Consider the following 19,838-nt stretch of genomic DNA (forward strand, 5'->3'; position numbering starts at 1 on the left):
GGAACTTAAAGTTGGCAGAATTCAATAAAGCAAAGGCTGGGATGAGTTCTTTATTTTTACTATTCTCTGGCTTTGCTTATCTTCGGAAGCAAAATTATTTCCATGATCAGAAAAATAGTATTACTGGGTACACTTGCCGTTTTTAGCGTCGGCTGCAAGACTCCCCAATCAATCACCCAGGAGGCGCCTAAAGCCGATAAAAAGAAATCAGATCTAAAAGAATATTCCAAGGTCATTACTGCAGAAGCAAAAAGCGATGAAGGCCTTTTTACCACCCATTTCGTAGATGATAAGCTTTATTTTGAAATCCCGGTAGCTCTTTTTGAAAAGGATATGCTACTGGTAAGCAGGATCGCCGGAGTGCCTTCAGGTTTTGGCGGTGGCTATGTAAATGCCGGTTCAAAGGTTAATGAGCAGGTAGTGAGATGGGTAAAGCGTAATGGGAATGTGGATATGAAGGTGATAAGTTTTGAAAATCAAAGCGACGAAGAATCACCAATCTATAAATCTGTACAGGCCAATAATTTCTTTCCGATACTTTTCAGTTCAAAAATAGAAGCCTGGAATGCCGATTCTACCAGTGTGGTAATTGAAGCCGGCGGATTGTTTGAAAATGAAGTGGAGGCCATAAACGGGATCTCTTCGCGGCTGCGTAAAGAATATAAAGTAAAGAAGCTGGATAAGAGCAGGTCTTATATAGAATCTGCCAGTTCATATCCGCAGAATATTGAAGTGAAGCATGTGATGACCTATGAAGCTGAAACGCCTCCGGAAAGGGACCAGGCCGGGACCATTTCTATGCTTTTGAACCAATCTATGATCCTTTTACCCGAAAATAAAATGCAGCCCAGGCTGGCAGATTACCGTGTGGGCTGGTTTACCATAGACAAGTATGATTATAATTCAGAAGAATTAAAGGCAGATGATTATGAGATCATTCGCCGCTGGAAACTGATCCCGAAAGATATGGAGGCTTATAAAAGAGGTGAGCTCGTAGAGCCGGTAGATCCTATTGTATATTATCTGGATCCTGCTACTCCTGAAAAATGGAGGCCTTATTTTAAGCAGGGAATTGAAGACTGGAATGTTGCTTTTGAAAAGGCAGGCTTCAAAAATGCCATTATCGCCAAAGATCCTCCGAGCAAGGAAGAAGACCCTGAGTTTAGTCCGGAAGATGTAAGATATTCTGTAGTTCGTTATGTAGCCAGCACCACGAGAAATGCGGTGGGACCTTCTGTGACCGACCCGCGTACCGGCGAAATCATAGAAAGTGATATTATCTGGTACCATAATCATTTACGCTCTTACCGAAACCGATTTATGATCGAGGCTGGAGCACAAAACCCAGATGCCAGAACCTTGAATACTCCTGAAGCAGAAATAGGAGAGATGATGCGTATGGTAATTGCCCATGAGGTTGGACATGCTTTGGGACTTCCGCATAATATGAAGGCCAGTTCTGCCTATCCCACAGATTCGTTGAGGTCGGCTGAATTTACCCAGAAATATGGGTTAACTCCTTCTATTATGGATTATGCCCGGGTTAACTATGTGGCACAACCTGGAGATGAAGATGTAAGATATATCAGGATGATGGGACCTTATGATCTTTATGCTATTAACTGGGGTTATAGATATCTTCCGGAGGCAGATTCAGCCCAGGAAGAAAAAGATACCCTGGATAAATGGATCTTGGAAAAAGCGGGAGATCCGGTATATGAATTTGGGAATGGTTATTCTGGAGCAGATCCTCAGTCTCAAAGAGAAAGTTTAGGTAAAGATCAAATAAAAGCGAGTGAATATGGCGTATCAAATTTGAAGAAAGTAGTTCCAAATCTGGTGGAATGGACCTCCAAAGATGGGTATGCTTATGATGACCTGGATGAGGTTTACAGAGAACTAAATTATATGTGGCGCGGTTATCTTTCCCACGTGATCACGAATGTGGGGGGTGTCTATGAAACCCGTAAAACTTCAGATCAATCAGGCGCCATCTATGAGCCCGTTCCTTCAGAAATTCAGGAAAATGCCGTAGAATTTTTGAATAAAGAGGCTTTTAGCACTCCAAACTGGATGTTGGATCAGGACCTGTTAAGCAGGATAGAATCTTCAGAAGCTATAAATAGAATTCAGTCCTTACAAACCAGGGCATTGGAAAATCTGCTGGAGAAAGATCGTTTGAAAAGAATGATCGCCAATCAGGAAGTCAATGCGAAACAGGCCTACACAGTGGTGGAAATGATGACCGATCTAAGAAAAGGCATTTTCAGCGAACTCTATACTTCAGAAAAAAGCGATGCTTACAGAAGAAATTTACAAAGATCTTTTGTAGATGTGGCGGCATCTTATGTAAAAGAGCTGGAAACCCGTGAAAATGATGAGGTGCTTAAATCTGATATCATGGCTTTAATGCGAGGGGAATTGAATCGTTTGAAAAATGATATAAACAGAAGAAAGAACAGGGGAGATCATGAGCTTACCAAATACCATTGGGAAGACCTTGTAGCCCGAATAGACAAAGCCATATTAGCAGAGGCATAATAAATTTTCAGTAAATATCTAAGCGGTCGTTTATATCAATTATAAACGACCGCTTTTTTTATTTTACTTTTTTTCCGGCAGGATAAGAAACGGAAAAGATAAATGCCGGTCAATTTTCTCTACTATCGGTTCCCGAAAGAATTTTCCAGTCGCAGAATGTTTGTAGTACCCCATACTTAGCATATCTATATGGTTGTTTTTGACAAAATCGGCGATATTTCTGGATAAATCCACATGGGTAGAAGAGAATTCAAGGTTGATGTTAATGCCTTCAAAGAATTTTTTAAATGCATTATAATTTTTCCATTGGCGCTGTGACATCTCGGTCTCTTCACCGTAGTGAATTACGGTGATCGTAGATTTAAATTCTGTCGCGATCTCCTTAAGAATTGCCATGGCCTCAAAATTAAAATCGAAAATAAGTTCACTGGCAAAGGCAATATTTGCTGGAGGCGTGAAATCCAGTTCACGGGGAATGATTAATAGTGGTGCAGCTAAAGTTTTCTCAATGATCCTGGTAGTATTTGTACCCATAAAACCGGCCAGGCTGCCCGTATGTTTTTTGGTGCCCATGACCACAAGATCGAGGTTGTGAGATTGAATAAGATCTTTTATTCCATTTGAAAGTTTTTGTTCAGAACTAATTACCTCAAACCTATCACTGGCCAAACCTGAATCCCTTATTATTTGATGAAGAGTTTCCTGGCAGGCCAGTTGAGATTCCTGTTTTAGTTTAGGCATTTTGCTAAATTCTTCTTCGTTTAGGAGATGATAGATAGAAGCATTGATTTTTTCTCCGTAGAAATTGGCTATAAAGAATTTGGTGTCAGCCTTAGTGAAGAGTTGGGTGACGTAATGTAGAGCACAATACGCCTCTTTAGAAAAGTCGGTTGCAATTAGAATATTTTTCATGATAACATATTTCAAAATTTGGATTTAAATCCATCTCTTATATAGAAGTAAATTTAGGGGAGAAGGAGTATTTAAAAAATGATGTCTGTCATGTTAGCACCAATAATTTTCTTAACCCAAATAGGATTAGTATTAAAATTACTTTTAGAGGAATAGTTAGTATTAGCGGCTATTTCTTAAGAGTAAATCATCGAAAAAAGCTTCCTGAATGTTAAATTTTAGCATTAATCCAGTTATTTTAAGAGCGCAATTTTTTAGAGTTCATATCAATTTAAAAAGCCTATGAATCATAGAATCAATTACTTGTATTAACGGTTTCGCGTAAATTTTACATTTAAAAAATATTTCTAATCTTGAAAGAGGTTATATTTCTAAGAATAGCTTCAATTTTTAACTTTTTTCCAATATAATTTTTCGTTAATTAGTGTTAGATAAAAGTTAAAAAGACGTTAATATGGAAACAGTAGTGAGAAAACAAGCTGGGTTTAAAGAGGGGATGATGGTGTCTGATCTTAGAGAAATGACGTCCATAGGATTTATCAATACCCTACGCGAAAATGAACTTATCGAAATTGCCAGAACCGGTAAAATTCGTCTGACTCCTAAAGGAAAAATTGCCTCAAAACTGGGAGTAGATAATTATCTAAAGATGGAGAAAATTGAAAAGGAATTTTTTAATGAGGAAATATATAATATGAAAGTAGAGAACAGGGGATTGTTAATGATCTTTGGAGGAATGTTTATTTCTCTTTTGCTTATCATTGGTTTCTGGGTGATCGAACTTAAGACCTTATAAAATCTAATTTCAGTAAAGCTTAGTATTTAAAATCCATTTTTTTTAAAAGCGGAATATTAATTAGATTAAAATTTTATTGAATTAAGGTACTTATGATTTCAGTAATACTATAAATTGCTGCATGAAATTTTACTATTCTGGAAAAGTACCTGATGCCTGGGGTGATATTATGGTTTATGCTGATAATTGTAGAAGTCTTCCAGATGTACTGGAAAGGGTTTACATAGGTATATTCCCTAATTCTATTCTGGCAATTGAGAATGCAAAACAAAAATTACAGCTTTCAAAAGTGAAAATCTGTAAATGCTGCGTATAATATTTAAAACATTATTGTTAGAACTTGTCTTAAAACCGTTACTTTATGAGTAGCGGTTTTATTTTTTTACATAATACCCTTTAACTTTGCTTATTTCCTTCTACTATGGATGAGATCGAAAAAGTTTTAAAGACTCACGAGGTTCGCCCTACGGCCATCAGGCTTCTTATGTATAAGTTCCTTAAAGAGCGTAACTCGGCCGTTACCCTGAATGACATAGAATCGGGGTTTGATAAGTCTGAACGTACTACACTATATCGCACGATCAAAACTTTTGAAAAGAACGGGCTAGTACATCAGATCGATGATGGAACGGGGGTGGCAAAATATGCGCTTGATGAGCCCGAAGTAGGGATTGGTAATTCCCAGGACCTTCACCTTCATTTCCACTGCACTAATTGTAATGAAACGATTTGCCTTACCGATCATAAAATCCCTCATATTAGTCTGCCAAAGGGATTTGTTACCCAGGATATGAATCTTGTTTTAAAAGGGATCTGTGATAAATGCAATGAAAGTTAATGCACTTAAGTTGCATAAATTTCAGCTTAACTTAGCCCCAATTCAAATAAGACTGAATATTATTATTGATAAAATTTAATCTGAATGTCGGGACATAATCATGGCTGCTGCGAGCCTCATAATGATGGAATATTTGGTGATAAAACTGAACTCATTCTTGCTGTAAGCAGTGGGATATTTTTATTGCTAGGCTTTCTGCTGAATAACTTTACTGAACTTGACTTTGTATATATTCTTATTCCTTACCTCTTTTCCTATGGTTTTGGAGGTTATTATACTTTGAAGGAAGCTATTCAGGAAATCTCCAAAGGTAAATTCCAAATAGACTTTTTAATGCTGGTGGCCGCGGTTGGAGCAGCACTTTTAGATAAATGGGCTGAAGGAGCCTTATTGTTATTCTTATTTAGTCTGGGGCATGCCCTGGAACATATGGCCATGGCTAAAGCAAGAAAATCTATAGAATCCCTCACCAAATTATCCCCGAAAGTAGCCTTAAGAAAAAAGGGAGACGAATTTGTAGAAGTTAATATTGCTGAACTTAAGATTGGAGACATTATCAGGATCAAACCTAATTCAACCGTAAGTGCTGATGGGTTTCTTATTAATGGAGAGACCAGTATCAATCAGGCTCCAATCACAGGTGAAAGTATTCCGGTAGATAAAGAACCATTAAAAGATCCAGAAAAGGAATTTAGTTCTGAGACAGAAATACCCGAAAAGAGCAGGGTTTTCGCAGGAACGATCAACGGGGACAGCACTATAGAAATTAAAGTGATTAAAGAATCTCAGGATTCAACTTTGAACCGACTTATCAATATGGTTCAGGAAGCCCAGGAAAAGAAATCCCCAACCCAGCTTTTAACCGATAAGTTTGAGAAATTTTATGTGCCAGCAGTTCTTATTTTGATCATCCTTCTAAATTTTGCTTTTCTTATAATTGATGAATCCTGGCAGGATAGTTTTTACCGTTCTATGGCAGCCTTAGTAGCCGCGAGTCCATGTGCGCTTGCAATATCCACCCCTTCTGCAGTACTGAGCGGAATTGCCCGCGCAGCAAAAGGCGGGGTGCTTATAAAGGGAGGTAAACCCCTGGAAGATCTTGGAACCTTAAGAGCGCTTGCTTTTGATAAGACGGGAACGCTTACGGAAGGTAAACCCAAAATGACCGATGTTGTCCTTTTAAATGGTATGCCTAAAGATGAATTTTTGCAGAAAGTCATTGCTCTTGAAAGTTCAAGTAATCATCCGTTGGCGAAGGCTGTTGTTCGCGATGGCAATGCTAAACTGTCCAAACAAAACGGATTATTAAAAGTTGAAAAATCAGAAGCTGTTCAGGGAAAAGGAATTCGGGGAAACATAAACGGGGAAGAGATAAAAATTGGAAATTTAGAACTTTATGAAGAGATTTCAGAGATCCCAATTTCTGTAGAGAAAAAGGTGAAAGATCTTGAAAAGGAAGGAAAAACAGTGATGCTTGTTCAGAATAACAAAAAATTCAGTGGAATTATAGCCTTAATGGACACACCTAGAAAATCGGCCAAACCCACCCTGGCAAAACTTAAAAAAATAGGAATTAGAAAAATGATCATGCTAACCGGGGACAACCAGGAGGTAGCCAACGCAGTTGCTTCGGAAATTGGATTGACCCAGGCCTACGGAGGTTTATTACCCGAAGAAAAAGTAGACCGAATTAAACAGCTTGAAAAAGAAGAATCAAAAATTGCCATGATCGGAGACGGGGTAAATGACGCACCGGCAATGGCCAATTCCACCGTGGGCATCGCGATGGGGGCAGCTGGCAGTGATGTGGCTCTGGAAACTGCCGATATTGCGTTAATGGCAGATAAACTTGAAATTCTACCCTTCGCAATAGCCTTAAGTAGAAAAGCACATCAAATTGTAAAACAAAATCTCTGGATTAGTCTTGGTGTGGTGGCTTTACTTCTGCCTGCAACCATCTTTGGCTGGGCAAATATTGGGATTGCGGTTGTATTCCACGAAGGATCAACGATCGTCGTAGTTCTTAATGCTTTGCGTTTACTGGCCTTTAAAGATAAATACAGCAATATTTAAAAAATCTTCAGCTTTTTTAGTTAAATAGGATTAAATCCAATATTTTTGAGTAAATTTTGGAATTATTCCTAATATATTTAATTATGGGCACACCTGGATCTATTGAAATTAAGCACTTTAAAGAAATTCGTGAAGAGAATAATTTTACCCAGTCTGAATTTGCCAGCCTATTGGGGATTAAAAACTCTACGGCAGATATAGAGAGAGGTAGAACTAAACTTTCTGGGAAAGTTGTCGCGGAATTACTGCGACAGTTTGCTATAAACCCCTTGTGGTTGTTTGGAGAAAGTGGACAAAAATACCTTACAATCTCCAAAGGAGATGTTAGTCCCAAGGTAATTACAGTAGATAATGCCGATAACGAGAATATTATTCTGGTAAATCAAAAAGCTGCCGCGGGTTATCCCCATAATGTCCAGGATGTGGAGTGGTATAACCAATTGCCGGCATTTGATATTCCTTTACCTGAGTTTCGAAATGCTACTTATAGAGGCTTTCAAATAGAAGGAGACAGTATGTTGCCAGATTACAGACCCGGCGAATGGGTAATGGGAAAAGCTGTTTCCAGTATAGAAGAGGCTAGTAATAACAAGGTTTATGTGATTGTAATGTATGACTCTGTGCTGGTTAAGAAACTTCAGAAAATGCCAGATCCTTCCAGGGTTCTTCTAATTTCCTTAAACGAAGAGTATTTGCCATTAGAGATCAATGTTCACGATATCCAGGAAATATGGCAGGTAAATTCCAAGCTTACTTTTAATTTAGACAATCCTACTAATAATGGACTGTTTCAGGAATTACAGCAATCTATGAATGAACTTAAAAGAGAACTAAAATCATTCAAACAATAAAAAGAAGCCCTTTCTTTCGAAAGAGCTTCTTTTAATTAAAATATCAGCGATTAATAATCGTCGTTATTTTCTACTTCGTCTTCAACTTCGTTGGCGGCATTTTCAACGGCATCACCAGTTTCGTTAGCAGCATTTTCAACGGCATCTCCTGCATCATCGGCAGCTTGCTCAATATCGCTTCCAACGCTGTTGTTATCATCGTTCATGTCATCCATATCGTCAGACATTTCTACGTCTTCGGTCTCATTTTCTTTTGCTGTATCTCTACATGAAGTAAAGAATACTCCCATTGAGAGCATTAGGGCCAGCATTACTATTGGTTTTTTCATTGTTTCTAAGTTTTTGTAGTTAGTAATTTAATGTGTGAAATTTAAAGGTGGCGAACTAGTTATCGTCCCCTATTTTTTCTATTTCTTCGTCAATTTCCTTGTTTACTTCTTTATCTACTTCTTTCGCAGTTCTCTCAAGAATTCCTTCTTTCTCTTCCACTTCTTCCGGAGTTTCTACTTTTTTCTCCACTTCAACTTCCCTAATCACTGTTTCTTTTTCAGCGGTATCTCTACATGAAGTAAGTATCGTAGAAAACATTAGCAGCCCACCGGCTAAAATTGATAAACGTTTCATGGTTCAATAATTTGGTTATTTAGATCGAAATTACAACTAATACTTAATGCAGAATGATATTTTACTTTTTTTTAGCAATCTATGTTAACATTTTAAAAGCCTAATTTATAAGTAATTTTCAAGAATGCGTGTAGCCCCGGTATTACTGTTAATGAAGTGCCCGGCGATCATTCCCGTCTTTTTTCTGAATTCTGAATTGGTATAAAGCTTATTCATAATTGCTGAAAATTCCGCTGAATTTTTAACAGAGAATAACCCTGCCAATTGTCTTAGGCGCTCTGCTTCAGGGAATTTGCTGAAATTCTCTCCTATTATTATAGGCACCCCAAAAGTAGCGGGTTCCAGGATATTATGAAGTCCGCTGGTTCCGGCAGCGCCTCCAACATAGGCGATGTTTGCGTAGCTATAGGCTCTGCCCAGTAATCCTATGGTATCAAGAATTAAGACCGAATAATCTTTCAGTTGTTTTCCATCTTTATCAGAATATTTCACCGTGGGAATTTGTAAGCCTGCTTCCAGTTTCTGGATTTTTTCCGGTTTGATCTCATGAGGAGCAATGATGAATTTAATATTACTGGAGCTGTTAATAAAATCCAGTAGTAGGTTTTCATCTTCCGGCCAGGTACTGCCGCAAACCACAAGTAAATGATCCTGCTTAAATTCTTCAATAAAATCAATCCGGTTATCTGCTTCTATCTGTGCGGCCACCCGATCAAATCTCGTATCACCACTTACAGTTACATTCTTAAATCCGGCTGAATTTAATAAGTCTTCCGATTCTTTATTCTGAACAAAGAAGTGTTCAAATGCCTTTAAAGATTCTTTCAACCATTTGCCATACGCTTTAAAAAAGGCCTGGTCTTTTCTAAATACACCGGAAATTAAAAATGTTCTGATCTCTTTCTTTTTCAATTCATTCAGGAAGTTAGGCCAGAAATCATATTTTATGAAAAATGCCATTTTCGGCTGAATAATTTCTAAGAACTTTTCAGCATTTTTAGGGGTGTCCAGGGGTAAATAGGTGAAATGATCTACCAGGGGATGTTCTTTCTTATTCTTATAACCTGAAGCTGAAAAAAAACTAATCACGGTTTTAGTTTCCGGGTACTTCTCTTTCAGCATTTTTAGAATGGGAACAGCCATTTCAAATTCTCCCAGGGAGGCGGCATGTATCCAAAGATGCTCTTTTGAGGGGTCTATAGTACCTTCCAGTTTAGAAAAAAGATCTTTCCTGCCTTCGGTGAATTCTTTCAGTTTAGGACTAAAAATCCCGGCCGATTTAAGAACGACTCCGCTTAGTTTCACCAATACGTTGTAAATTCTATGCACACTAAAATCTTAAGGTTGCTAAAATAGGCCTTTCCCAATAAATGGATTGTCAGAAGGGCCTATATTTCGTATTTTCGTAGACCTGAAAAATATTGTAGATGAGAAAGATTCAAATGGTTGACCTTAAAGGTCAATATGAAGGTATAAAAAATGAAGTAAATAAGGGAATGCAGGAAATACTGGAAGATACTTCCTTTATAAACGGCCCTCATGTTCATGCGTTTCAAAAAGAATTAGAAGAGTATCTGGGAGTAAAACATGTGATTCCATGTGCCAATGGGACAGATGCATTGCAAATAGCGATGATGGGTCTTGGTTTAAAGCCGGGTGATGAAGTGATCACTGCCGATTTTACCTTTGCGGCCACCGTTGAGGTGATCGCTTTACTTCAATTGACCCCTGTGCTGGTAGATGTAGACCCAAAAACTTTCAATATAGATCCTGAAGAGATCAAAAAAGCGATCACTCCCAATACTAAAGCAATCGTACCTGTGCATTTGTTTGGACAGACGGCAGACATGGATGCGATCATGGAGATAGCAAAAGAGCATAATTTATATGTTATAGAAGATAATGCCCAGGCCATTGGTGCAGATTTCCATACGAAAGAAGGGAAAACGAGCAAGGCAGGAACCATAGGAGATGTTGCGGCAACATCCTTTTTTCCATCTAAAAACCTGGGTTGTTATGGTGACGGCGGTGCGATCTTTACTAACAATGATGAGCTTGCCCATACTATTAGAGGGATCGTGAATCATGGAATGTACGAGCGTTATCATCATGATGTGGTTGGGGTAAATTCAAGACTGGATAGTTTCCAGGCTGCTGTGTTAAGAGCTAAGCTTAAAAATCTCGATATCTACAATGAAGCAAGGAAAGAAGCTGCTTTAAAATATACCGATGCATTCCGTGGGAATGAAGATATTGAAACCCCCGTTAGAACAGGTGATTGTGATACCCACGTCTACCACCAGTATACATTGAAGATCAAAAATGGAAAAAGAGATGCTTTAGCGAAACATCTTCAGGAAAAAGGAATTCCATTTGGTATCTATTATCCAATCCCTTTGCACCGTCAAAAAGCTTACCTGGATGAGAGGTATAATGAAAATGATTTTGGCGTGACCAATCAATTGGTCAAGGAGGTGATCTCTTTACCAATGCATACTGAACTGGAAGAGGATCAAATTCAGTATATTTCAGAAACAATTATCGATTTCCTTAATAAATAAATTATGAAAAAACTGCTTACAGTAATTTTGGCCATTTTTGTTTCCACACAACTAATGGCCCAGGATATTTATATCCATGCGGGAAAATTAGTGGATACTAAAAATGGGAAGATGCTTAACGATCAAACCATTATTATTTCTGGTAATAAGATTAAAAGTGTTGAGAAAGGCTTTTTAGAACCTGCTGCTGAAGACAGTTTAATAGATTTGAAAAATAAGACAGTATTACCGGGCCTTACCGATATGCATGTGCATTTGGAAAGTGAAACCAATCCCAGTAAATATCTTCAAAGATTTACGAATAATCCGGCAGATGATGCCTTTAGTTCCATAGGTTTTGCTGAAAAAACCCTAATGGCAGGATTTACTACGGTAAGGGATCTTGGAGGTTCCGGAGTTAATATTGCCCTACGTGATGCGATCAATAAAGGAAAGGTTAAGGGGCCCAGAATCTTTACTTCGGGAAAATCTTTAGCTACCACAGGAGGGCATGCAGATCCTACTAACGGAATGAATAATGCCATGATCGGAGATCCGGGACCCAAAGACGGAGTGGTAAATAGTGTGGAAGATGCCAGGAAAGCGGTAAGACAGCGTTATAAGAATGGCGCCGATCTTATAAAGATCACTGCTACCGGTGGCGTGTTAAGCGTGGCTAAAAGCAGTTCTAATCCTCAGTTTTTTAATGAAGAAATTGAAGAGATCGTGAAAACTGCAAAAGATTATGGTTTTCATGTGGCTGCACATGCCCACGGTGATGAAGGGATGCAACGTGCGGTAAAAGCAGGGGTTAAGACCATAGAACATGGAACTTTAATGAGTGAAGAAACTATGGATCTAATGAAGGAATATGATGCCTACCTGGTACCGACCATAACGGCAGGAAAAGAGGTGACAGAAAAAGCCGAGATCGAAAATTATTATCCGGAGCTGGTAGTGCCAAAAGCAAAGGAAATAGGGCCTAAAATTCAGAATACATTTGCGAAAGCGTATAAAAGGGGAGTATCAATTGCTTTTGGAACTGATGCAGGAGTGTTTAAGCATGGCGATAATGCAAAAGAATTCGGGTTTATGGTGGAAGCAGGAATGCCTGAAATGGAAGCACTTCAGGTGGCGACTATAGTGCCGGCTAAAATTCTAAAAATGGAAAAAGAGTCCGGACAAATCGCTCCGGGTTTTTACGCCGATATCATTGCGGTTGATGAAGATCCAACCAAAAATATCAAAACGATGGAGAATGTAACTTTCGTAATGAAAGAAGGGAAAGTTTACAAAAATAAGTAGCGATCCAATCCTGAGCTTTATAAAAGCTTAAGGAAGAGCCTAAACAAGTTCAGATTTACGAAATTTGATTATAAAAATAAAGCCTGATCGACTGATCAGGCTTTATTTTTATAAGTATTTAGCTTTTATATAACTTCTGAAGTTATAAGCTTAATTGATATCTATTTCGATTATTTCTGAAATCAATTCACCATTCCCTGTAAAGCCTTCCATATAAAGCTTAATGTTTTTTTGAAGGGTATTCAGTATCTTAAAATCTATAAATGCGGAATCCATAAAAATTTCTGACTTCCAATCTATACTACCATAGTCTTCAAATAATTTGGAGCTATACGAATTGTATTTTGGATTATAGTATCTTTTTTGTGTCTCATATCCATTATTCGCGATTATAGAATTGAGTGTATTACGGTTACCACTATTGCTGGAACCTTTCTTTAGATTTATTTCAATTACACCACCGCCTTCATTTAATCCGCGACCGGCAGATGCGGATTTATTAATGTAAACTGATTCAACCTGGCTGGTAGTTATATTATATAATATTCCCAGATCACCAATTAATCTCGCGCCGTTAAGATAAATAATTGGACGTGGAGGCTGTCCACTAAGACTAAAAGGAACTCTGGATCGTATTTCTACAGATGCTGGTGTTCTTCGTACCACAAATCCGTTTTGGGCAATAAGATCTGTAATGTAATAATAAGACATTTCATCTTTTTCATCTATAATAAACTCATCAGCAAGTGCGCTTAATCTATTTCCTGTTTTAGAATCTTTATCATCTTTTTTCTTTCTACCATTTATCACAACTGTGTCCAGCATTTGAGAAGAACTAACAAAGTTTTCTGGAATATTCGAAAGAACTCTTTCCGTTGGTACACTGAGCACCTTATCTAACTGGTCCATATTAAGACTGGAATTCAAAACCTCGGGGTAAACTTGAAATCTCACTGATGGCTTGGATAACTTGCTATTCCTATCGTTTAATAACCCTATTGAAAATTGGGTGCTATCCTCAATAAATAAATTTTCGATCTCGAAGGTATTATTAGGTTGAATATTAATAATACCAAACTCCCCTGAAGCTTCGTTTCTTAAGAATAGTTCGTTTTCTTTTTTAGTATTTCTTTTAAAAATAGTACCCTTAATGCTAAAGCCCTGCTTTCTCTCCAATATTTCCTTTGATTCGCTTTTAAAAATATCGTTCCATTCATATTTGCTCCATCCCTGCGTAAGAAGTAAAAGGTCCAGATCATACATTCTCCTTCTTTCTGAAAAGTCTTCCGAAAAATAGTATGCAGGATGTTGTATGTTTCCTCTTAGGTATGGTTCAAGTAAAAATGAGGAGATAATACTTGAGTTTTTATCATAAGCTTTGGTTTCTACAGGAAGTATGGAAATACTCAGAGAAGCTACTTGATCTTCTTTTCTTTTTTGAGATAACCTCAGTTTAATTGAATCTCCAGTTTTTTTGGTTCCTGAAATTTTAAATTCTATGTTTTTTTCCGGTTGATTAAAAACCAGTCTCTCTAATAATGGTTCAAAAGATTCATTAAAAATACTAATCACATTTACACCCTGGAAAAGAGAATCTTTTGGAAAAGTGATATTGGCTTCAGATTGATTTTCCGGAAAATAGAATGAAAAATCTTTAATTTTTCCTTCTCTGTGTATCGCTGCGAAAAATTTTTTCTCTTCAAGCTGTTTCCTGGTTTCGGAATTTGTTTTTAATGAAATGAGTATATCTTCGTTGAAATCTTTAACCGTCATGGAAATACCCCGGGATTCAAAACCTGATAGTTTTTGGTTTATTTTCTCCCCATCTTCCAGAATTAGAATCACTTCAAAATCATCTGTCAAATTAGGTTTAAGTGTAAAACTGGCCATTCCAAACCTATTTGTTTTAAACCGACTGATAGTGTCATTATTTCTAAGAACAAATCCCGGTAGCTCGTTGTATGATTCTTCAAAAGAGCTACTTAATTTAACACCAATCGTATTGTTTATACCTGTGACTATATGACCACCTTCCGGTAATAATTGCAAGTCATACTCCTGCATTTGTGTGTTAGTAGAAACTTCTGCCGTTTCCCCAAGAACTTGAAAAGCCTGTATACCAGAAAGGCTATCGTCCACCTGTCTTATATAAGAAGTCGACGCCTTTAAGAAATATAATCCTGGAGAAAGTTGAAGACTACTAAGGTCTATGCTGCCTGTAGATTTTCCCTGGAAAATATAATATGTTTTAGATGTGATCTGTTTTCCAGTATTATCAAATACCTGAACATTCAGATTTGTAGAATTGAAACCTGGAATATTTTTCTTAAGGTCATAGATATAAGAGGCAAACCAGAGATTTTCATTCTCAAAAAATTTGTTTTTGTTGAGATGTATAAAAACAGATTCCCTGGAATTCTGAAAGTGTTGGTCATATTCAGTTTCTAATTCCTGAATGGTTTCCGGTTTATTTTGAGCTAAGCATTTTAAGCAAAACAGGGCTAATAAAAGCCCTGTGAAAATTTTTTGTGAATTCAATAGTATAAATTTAAGTAAGGAAAATATTAATAAAATACCTTCTTGTAGGGAGAGAAAGTTGAAATTTCTTACAAAATAGTAAAATCTCCTGATTGAAAAAATTTGTTTTATTGAAATTCACGGTAGCAGCGATTTTTATATTTCCGCAGAGGAAGTCTCCATGCCTCGATCAATTTTCTTAACCAATCCTTGCAGAACTTTTCCAGGTCCAACTTCTATAAATTCTGAAGCACCATCTTTTATCATATTTTGAACAGATTGGGTCCATTTTACAGGGGCAGTTAATTGAAATACGAGATTCTTCTTGATCTCCTCAGCATCGTTTACGGCAAAAGTGCTAACATTTTGATACACCGGGCAGATAGGCTTATTAAATGTTGAATTTTCAATTGCCGCCGCCAGGTCTTTTCTAGCCGGTTCCATTAGAGGTGAATGAAATGCTCCTCCTACGGGTAATATCATGGCTCTTCTCGCTCCTCTTTCCTTCAAATTCTCGCAAGCTCTTTCCACCGCATCATAAGCTCCTGAAATTACCAATTGTCCCGGGCAGTTATAATTGGCTGCTACCACGATTCCTTCAGTTTCAGAACAAACAGATTCCACCAATTCATCTTCCAGACCAAGAACTGCAGCCATGGTAGAGGGTTCTAATTCACAGGCTTTTTGCATGGCCTGCGCTCGTTGTGAAACAAGTTTCAATCCATCTTCAAAGCTCAGTACGCCATTGGCAACCAGGGCTGAAAATTCACCCAGGGAATGACCTGCCACCATATCTGGTTTAAAATTGTTCCCCAGCACTTTACTCAATATTACCGAATGTAGAAAAACAGCAGGTTGGGTCACCTTTGTTTCTTTAAGGTCTTCTGCAGAACCTTCAAACATTATATCTGTAATGGAAAATCCTAAAATATCATTAGCCTGATTGAACAGTTTCTGAGCTTCGGGTGACTTTTCATAAAGATCCAATCCCATTCCCGAAAACTGGGCTCCCTGGCCGGGAAAAATATATGCTTTCATAAATGTTGGTTTAGAGGAACAAAAATAGGTATAAATAAAAAGACCTCATAACAAAGCTTCGTTATGAGGTCTCTTCCGACAAATACAGTCTTTATAACTCTAATTTTCCTTTTTCTCCAATATCCTGTTTATTTCCGGTGGCAGCTGCCATACCTAATTTAAACAAGGTAGTAACTTTACTCTCGTCATTATCCCAATAGTAAGCCTCTTTTGGGTTCACTTTTATAGCGGTAATATTCGGATCATCTTCGCCGTCAAACCAGGCATTATCAGTTTTAGAATATAATTCCTTAATAACGTCGCGATTGGTTTCAATAAAAGCCTCACCATAGATACTCAAAAATTCCATATCTGAAGTCCCGCTATATAATAGTTGAACGTCCTTATCTTTCTTGATATCTTTATTATGATCGCTATCGCTTCTACTTAAGAACCAAACTGCACCGTGGTCATCCACCTGTTTAGTAGACATTGGAACAGCACTCAATGGTTTTTGGTCCATATTGGTCACTAACATGCAAAAATCTACATCTTCTGCCAGTTCTTTGATCTTTTCTCTTGCCTTATCGTCGTATAAATTTTTAGTACTCATAATCAATTTTTTGTTTGGTATGAAGATACTTTAGATAGGGTGGCTTATGCGCTAATGAAGTATTAAAAAAAGGAGTACTGTTGTTAAGAATTGTAAAATCAGCTGAATTTTCCAATTATTGAAGAGACTTGTGATCTATACCCTGCCCCGAAAATATTTAGGTGTACCAGTAAATAATATAATTGCCATAAAGGGGTCCTTTCCTGCCAGTTTCCCTGAAGGGGGTAGATTTCATTATAAGTTTGGAACATAATTTCGTCAAAACCCCCAAAGAGTTTCATCATTCCCAGGTCCATTTCGCGAGGTGCATAGGCTACAGCGGGGTCTATTAAGCAAGGCATCCCGGCTGAGTTTACCAAGTAATTACCATTCCAAAGGTCTCCGTGAATAAGGGCAGGTGGTTCCGATGGGATCATATTTTCGCAATTCTTATAGAAATTCTCCGATACATTTAGCTGAAAACCTTTTTCTTCAGCCATTTTTATCTGAGGTTTGATTCGCATTTCTATATAAAATTCTGCGGAAGATTTTTTACGATCATTATACTGCGGAAGACTGCCTATATAATTATCATTTTTGAAACCGAAAGAATCAGAGGTTTGCTGATGTAAAGCTGCCAGGTGTTCTCCAAAAACTTCCCAGAAATTTGAAGCTTTTAGTGCGGGCTCTTTATATTCCAGAATTAGATAAGATTGTGAACCTGCGTGGCCAGTTTTTAGAGCTTCTGGAACATCAATTACTCCAGAAGCGGCGAGTTCTTTTAAACCTGCCTCTTCAGCTTCGAACATTCCGGGAAAGCGTTTATTATTATTGATCTTAACTACGAATTTTTCAGCAGCACAATTCAGTAGGAAAACATCATTAATATCCCCGCCGGTGAGCCTGGAAAAGCCGGTGAGTTCTTTTCCGAAATCCTGCGCGATCCTATTTAGAATATCTTCAGAATTACTTTCGCTCATAGGTTAGATAGGTGAAAGAATGATCATGCTTTCCATCTTTCTCATGAAATTGCTCCTTTACAAGCTCCCATTCCTCTTCGTTGATTTCAGGAAAATAAGTATCTGCATCAAACTTTCCATGTACCCGGGTGAGCTCTATCTTTTCGGCATGTTCCATTCCCATTTTGTAAATTTCTCCCCCGCCAATTATAAATGCCTGTTCATCCAGTTTCGAGACTCGAATAGCTTCTTCCATAGAATTTACGACAACGGTTCCTTCAGGATTATAATCCTTTTGCCGGGTAATTATAACATGAGTACGCTCTGGTAATAGTTTGGGGAAGGATTCAAAGGTCTTTCTCCCCATAATAATATGGTGACCGGAAGTGAGCCTTTTAAATCTTTTAAAATCGTCTGGTAAATGCCAAACCAGGTCATTATCTTTTCCTAAAGCATTATTTTCTGCCGCAGCAGCGATCATTGTAAGCATCTATTCTTAAGAGTTTATTGGTCTATCTGGATCTTCCGGACTTATTCTTTTTGGAGGAGGTGTAGTGTCGGTGGTATTTCTGGAAGGTGGAGTAGGATGATCCCTTTCTACTTTTTCCTGTAGTTTCGCTATTTTTTCCCGCTGCTTCTTAACCAGTTTATCTACCTGTTTTGCTTCCCATTCTTTCCCCATAAAACTGTTTACTATAAAAACATTGAAAAAATGGATTAGAAATAGCAATGTCCAAAGCAGTACTGCCCATACAAACCAGTTATATCCAAGAGGTTTGAAATTCTCTTGATAACCTATCACCACATTCAGGACAATTAGAAACACGGCCCCGATTAGGAATACTACAAAATGTTGAAAAAGCCTCTTTTTTTGCCTGGCTCTTTTACGGGCATTTTCATAAAGTTCGCGCTGTTCGTAATCTACTTCGGAAGTATTTTTCTTTTTAGAAAACATAATAACTCTTACATTAGTGTAGTATCAAATTTACATTTTTATAAAAAGAACTTCCCAAGGCTTATGGATAATTTAAGAAAAGGCTTTCCTGTACTGGAACAATACACTTATTTAAATACGGCAGCTTCGGGGCTTCTGCCTGAAAAAGTCTGGGAATTCCGTCAGGATCATGATATGGATTTTCTAATTGAAGCCAGTCTTCTTAAAGAAAAGATGGGGGAGGTACTTACCGGGGTAAGAGAAAGTGTCGGTGATTTTTTTCATTGTGCTCCCAATAGAGTCGCATTGATTCCTAATTTCTCTTATGGTTTTAATAGTGTACTGGAAAGCCTGGATAAACCAACTAAAGCGCTTTTGATAAAGAACGATTATCCGTCTATTAACTGGCCGGTAGAATCACGAGATTTTGAAGTGGTTTATGCTGAAATGGATGAGACTTTTGAAACCAATATTATTGAAGAGATCGAAAAGGAAAAACCTTATTTTTTTGCTTTTAGTATCGTACAATATATCAATGGCGTCAAGCTAAGTGTTGATTTTCTTAAGAAATTAAAAGAACAGTTTCCAGATTTAATCCTTATCGCTGATGGAACCCAGTATTTTGGAACAGAGGAATTCAATTTTGATGAGTCGGGGATAGATATTGCAATAAGTAGCTGTTATAAATGGATGAATGCCGGCTACGGCAACGGATTCATGCTTTTCAATGAAAGTGTCCAGGGAAAGTTATCTCCTAAACATCTTGGATTTGGATCACTTCAGGGAAAATATAAAGCTCATGAAGGAAATTTTATAGGCAAGTTCGAACCGGGACATTATGATACCCTCAATTTCGGAAGTTTGAAAGTAGCCATAGAGTTGATCAATAAGATAGGGATGAGAACTATCCAGGATAAAATTGAAGTTTTAAAGAAAATAGCCCGCGATAGATTTGCCGAAGCAGGCCTCCTGGAAGATTGGACTTTAGGACGTGACGATTTCTCCCCTCTTTTCAATATAAAAGGAGATGAAAACTTATTTAATCAGCTGCGAAGTGAAGGTATAATTACCTCACAACGAGGGGATGGAATTAGAGTGAGTATGCATTATTTCAATTCTGAAAAAGATCTGAACCATCTTTTCAGAATTTTAAAGATCTAAAATGAATTTCTTAACCATACTTCCTTCTTAAAATTTTAATGAAATAATTGATTATATCGTTTGCGTATTTTCGACTTGATAGAGAATGTCAGGATTAATTTCAAATTTCGAAAAAATGAATATAACCTGCTGATTTTTATTGTTTTATAAGATGATATTATTTTAATTTGGACATTAA

At 37.5% G+C, this 19,838-nt stretch carries 19 protein-coding genes; 9 read left to right on the top strand and 10 right to left on the bottom strand.

Annotation, left to right across the window (positions count from 1 at the left end; all coding sequences use genetic code 11):
• Positions 1-102 precede the first annotated feature (102 nt).
• Positions 103-2,541 carry a zinc-dependent metalloprotease gene (locus LGQ90_RS14485; protein WP_229342179.1) on the top strand — a complete coding sequence of 813 codons (2,439 nt, stop codon included), beginning with the start codon at positions 103-105 and terminating at the stop codon, positions 2,539-2,541.
• Between the two features lie 63 nt (positions 2,542-2,604).
• Here LGQ90_RS14485 and LGQ90_RS14490 read toward each other — a convergent pair whose 3' ends face one another.
• Positions 2,605-3,453, bottom strand: a complete 849-nt coding sequence (locus tag LGQ90_RS14490) for a universal stress protein (protein WP_229342181.1) — start codon at positions 3,451-3,453, stop codon at positions 2,605-2,607.
• A gap of 454 nt (positions 3,454-3,907) precedes the next feature.
• On the opposite strand from LGQ90_RS14490, the gene LGQ90_RS14495 reads away from it, so the two are divergent.
• From LGQ90_RS14495 to LGQ90_RS14515, 5 genes are all read left to right on the top strand, one after another.
• Positions 3,908-4,249, top strand: a complete 342-nt coding sequence (locus LGQ90_RS14495) for a hypothetical protein (RefSeq protein WP_229342183.1) — start codon at positions 3,908-3,910, stop codon at positions 4,247-4,249.
• 121 nt (positions 4,250-4,370) lie between these two features.
• The gene (locus tag LGQ90_RS14500) at positions 4,371-4,565 is read left to right on the top strand and encodes a hypothetical protein (RefSeq protein ID WP_229342185.1); all 195 of its coding nucleotides are present in this window, start codon (positions 4,371-4,373) and stop codon (positions 4,563-4,565) included.
• 105 nt (positions 4,566-4,670) lie between these two features.
• On the top strand, positions 4,671-5,087 hold the full coding sequence (locus LGQ90_RS14505; protein ID WP_229342188.1) for a Fur family transcriptional regulator: 417 nt from the start codon (positions 4,671-4,673) through the stop codon (positions 5,085-5,087).
• An 84-nt stretch (positions 5,088-5,171) separates the two neighbouring features.
• The gene (locus LGQ90_RS14510; protein WP_229342190.1) at positions 5,172-7,160 is read left to right on the top strand and encodes a heavy metal translocating P-type ATPase; all 1,989 of its coding nucleotides are present in this window, start codon (positions 5,172-5,174) and stop codon (positions 7,158-7,160) included.
• Between the two features lie 83 nt (positions 7,161-7,243).
• The gene (locus LGQ90_RS14515) at positions 7,244-8,011 is read left to right on the top strand and encodes a LexA family transcriptional regulator (RefSeq protein WP_229342192.1); all 768 of its coding nucleotides are present in this window, start codon (positions 7,244-7,246) and stop codon (positions 8,009-8,011) included.
• A 50-nt stretch (positions 8,012-8,061) separates the two neighbouring features.
• Here the strand turns inward: LGQ90_RS14515 and LGQ90_RS14520 are convergent, their stop codons facing one another.
• From LGQ90_RS14520 to LGQ90_RS14530, 3 genes are all read right to left on the bottom strand, one after another.
• On the bottom strand, positions 8,062-8,322 hold the full coding sequence (locus LGQ90_RS14520; RefSeq protein ID WP_229342195.1) for a hypothetical protein: 261 nt from the start codon (positions 8,320-8,322) through the stop codon (positions 8,062-8,064).
• Positions 8,323-8,395: 73 nt separating this feature from the next.
• Entirely contained in the window at positions 8,396-8,635 is a 240-nt protein-coding gene (locus LGQ90_RS14525; RefSeq protein WP_229342210.1) for a hypothetical protein, read from the bottom strand.
• 105 nt (positions 8,636-8,740) lie between these two features.
• Positions 8,741-9,964, bottom strand: coding sequence for a 3-deoxy-D-manno-octulosonic acid transferase (locus LGQ90_RS14530; protein ID WP_229342211.1), 1,224 nt, complete (start codon positions 9,962-9,964; stop codon positions 8,741-8,743).
• Positions 9,965-10,062: 98 nt separating this feature from the next.
• On the opposite strand from LGQ90_RS14530, the gene LGQ90_RS14535 reads away from it, so the two are divergent.
• Positions 10,063-11,196 (top strand): DegT/DnrJ/EryC1/StrS family aminotransferase, encoded by a 1,134-nt coding sequence (locus tag LGQ90_RS14535; protein ID WP_229342212.1) that lies wholly within the window; start codon positions 10,063-10,065, stop codon positions 11,194-11,196.
• Between the two features lie 3 nt (positions 11,197-11,199).
• Positions 11,200-12,480, top strand: a complete 1,281-nt coding sequence (locus tag LGQ90_RS14540; RefSeq protein WP_229342213.1) for a metal-dependent hydrolase family protein — start codon at positions 11,200-11,202, stop codon at positions 12,478-12,480.
• A gap of 150 nt (positions 12,481-12,630) precedes the next feature.
• Here the strand turns inward: LGQ90_RS14540 and LGQ90_RS14545 are convergent, their stop codons facing one another.
• The 6 genes from LGQ90_RS14545 to LGQ90_RS14570 form a co-directional block, all read right to left on the bottom strand.
• On the bottom strand, positions 12,631-15,018 hold the full coding sequence (locus LGQ90_RS14545) for a T9SS type A sorting domain-containing protein (RefSeq protein ID WP_229342214.1): 2,388 nt from the start codon (positions 15,016-15,018) through the stop codon (positions 12,631-12,633).
• 135 nt (positions 15,019-15,153) lie between these two features.
• Positions 15,154-16,035 (bottom strand): ACP S-malonyltransferase, encoded by an 882-nt coding sequence (gene fabD / locus LGQ90_RS14550; RefSeq protein WP_229342215.1) that lies wholly within the window; start codon positions 16,033-16,035, stop codon positions 15,154-15,156.
• A 91-nt stretch (positions 16,036-16,126) separates the two neighbouring features.
• Positions 16,127-16,627, bottom strand: coding sequence for a pyridoxamine 5'-phosphate oxidase family protein (locus LGQ90_RS14555; RefSeq protein ID WP_229342216.1), 501 nt, complete (start codon positions 16,625-16,627; stop codon positions 16,127-16,129).
• 98 nt (positions 16,628-16,725) lie between these two features.
• Positions 16,726-17,586, bottom strand: coding sequence for a fructosamine kinase family protein (locus tag LGQ90_RS14560; RefSeq protein WP_229342217.1), 861 nt, complete (start codon positions 17,584-17,586; stop codon positions 16,726-16,728).
• Positions 17,573-18,055 (bottom strand): dihydrofolate reductase, encoded by a 483-nt coding sequence (locus LGQ90_RS14565; RefSeq protein WP_229342218.1) that lies wholly within the window; start codon positions 18,053-18,055, stop codon positions 17,573-17,575. The genes LGQ90_RS14560 and LGQ90_RS14565 overlap by 14 nt, the downstream gene beginning before the upstream one ends.
• Positions 18,056-18,061: 6 nt before the next feature.
• Positions 18,062-18,520, bottom strand: a complete 459-nt coding sequence (locus LGQ90_RS14570) for a 2TM domain-containing protein (RefSeq protein ID WP_229342219.1) — start codon at positions 18,518-18,520, stop codon at positions 18,062-18,064.
• Between the two features lie 63 nt (positions 18,521-18,583).
• On the opposite strand from LGQ90_RS14570, the gene LGQ90_RS14575 reads away from it, so the two are divergent.
• Entirely contained in the window at positions 18,584-19,660 is a 1,077-nt protein-coding gene (locus LGQ90_RS14575; protein WP_229342220.1) for an aminotransferase class V-fold PLP-dependent enzyme, read from the top strand.
• The last annotated feature ends 178 nt before the right edge of the window (positions 19,661-19,838 follow it).

It is taken from the genome of Christiangramia sediminis, assembly GCF_020552705.1.
GTDB classification, from domain to species: Bacteria; Bacteroidota; Bacteroidia; order Flavobacteriales; family Flavobacteriaceae; genus Christiangramia; species Christiangramia sediminis.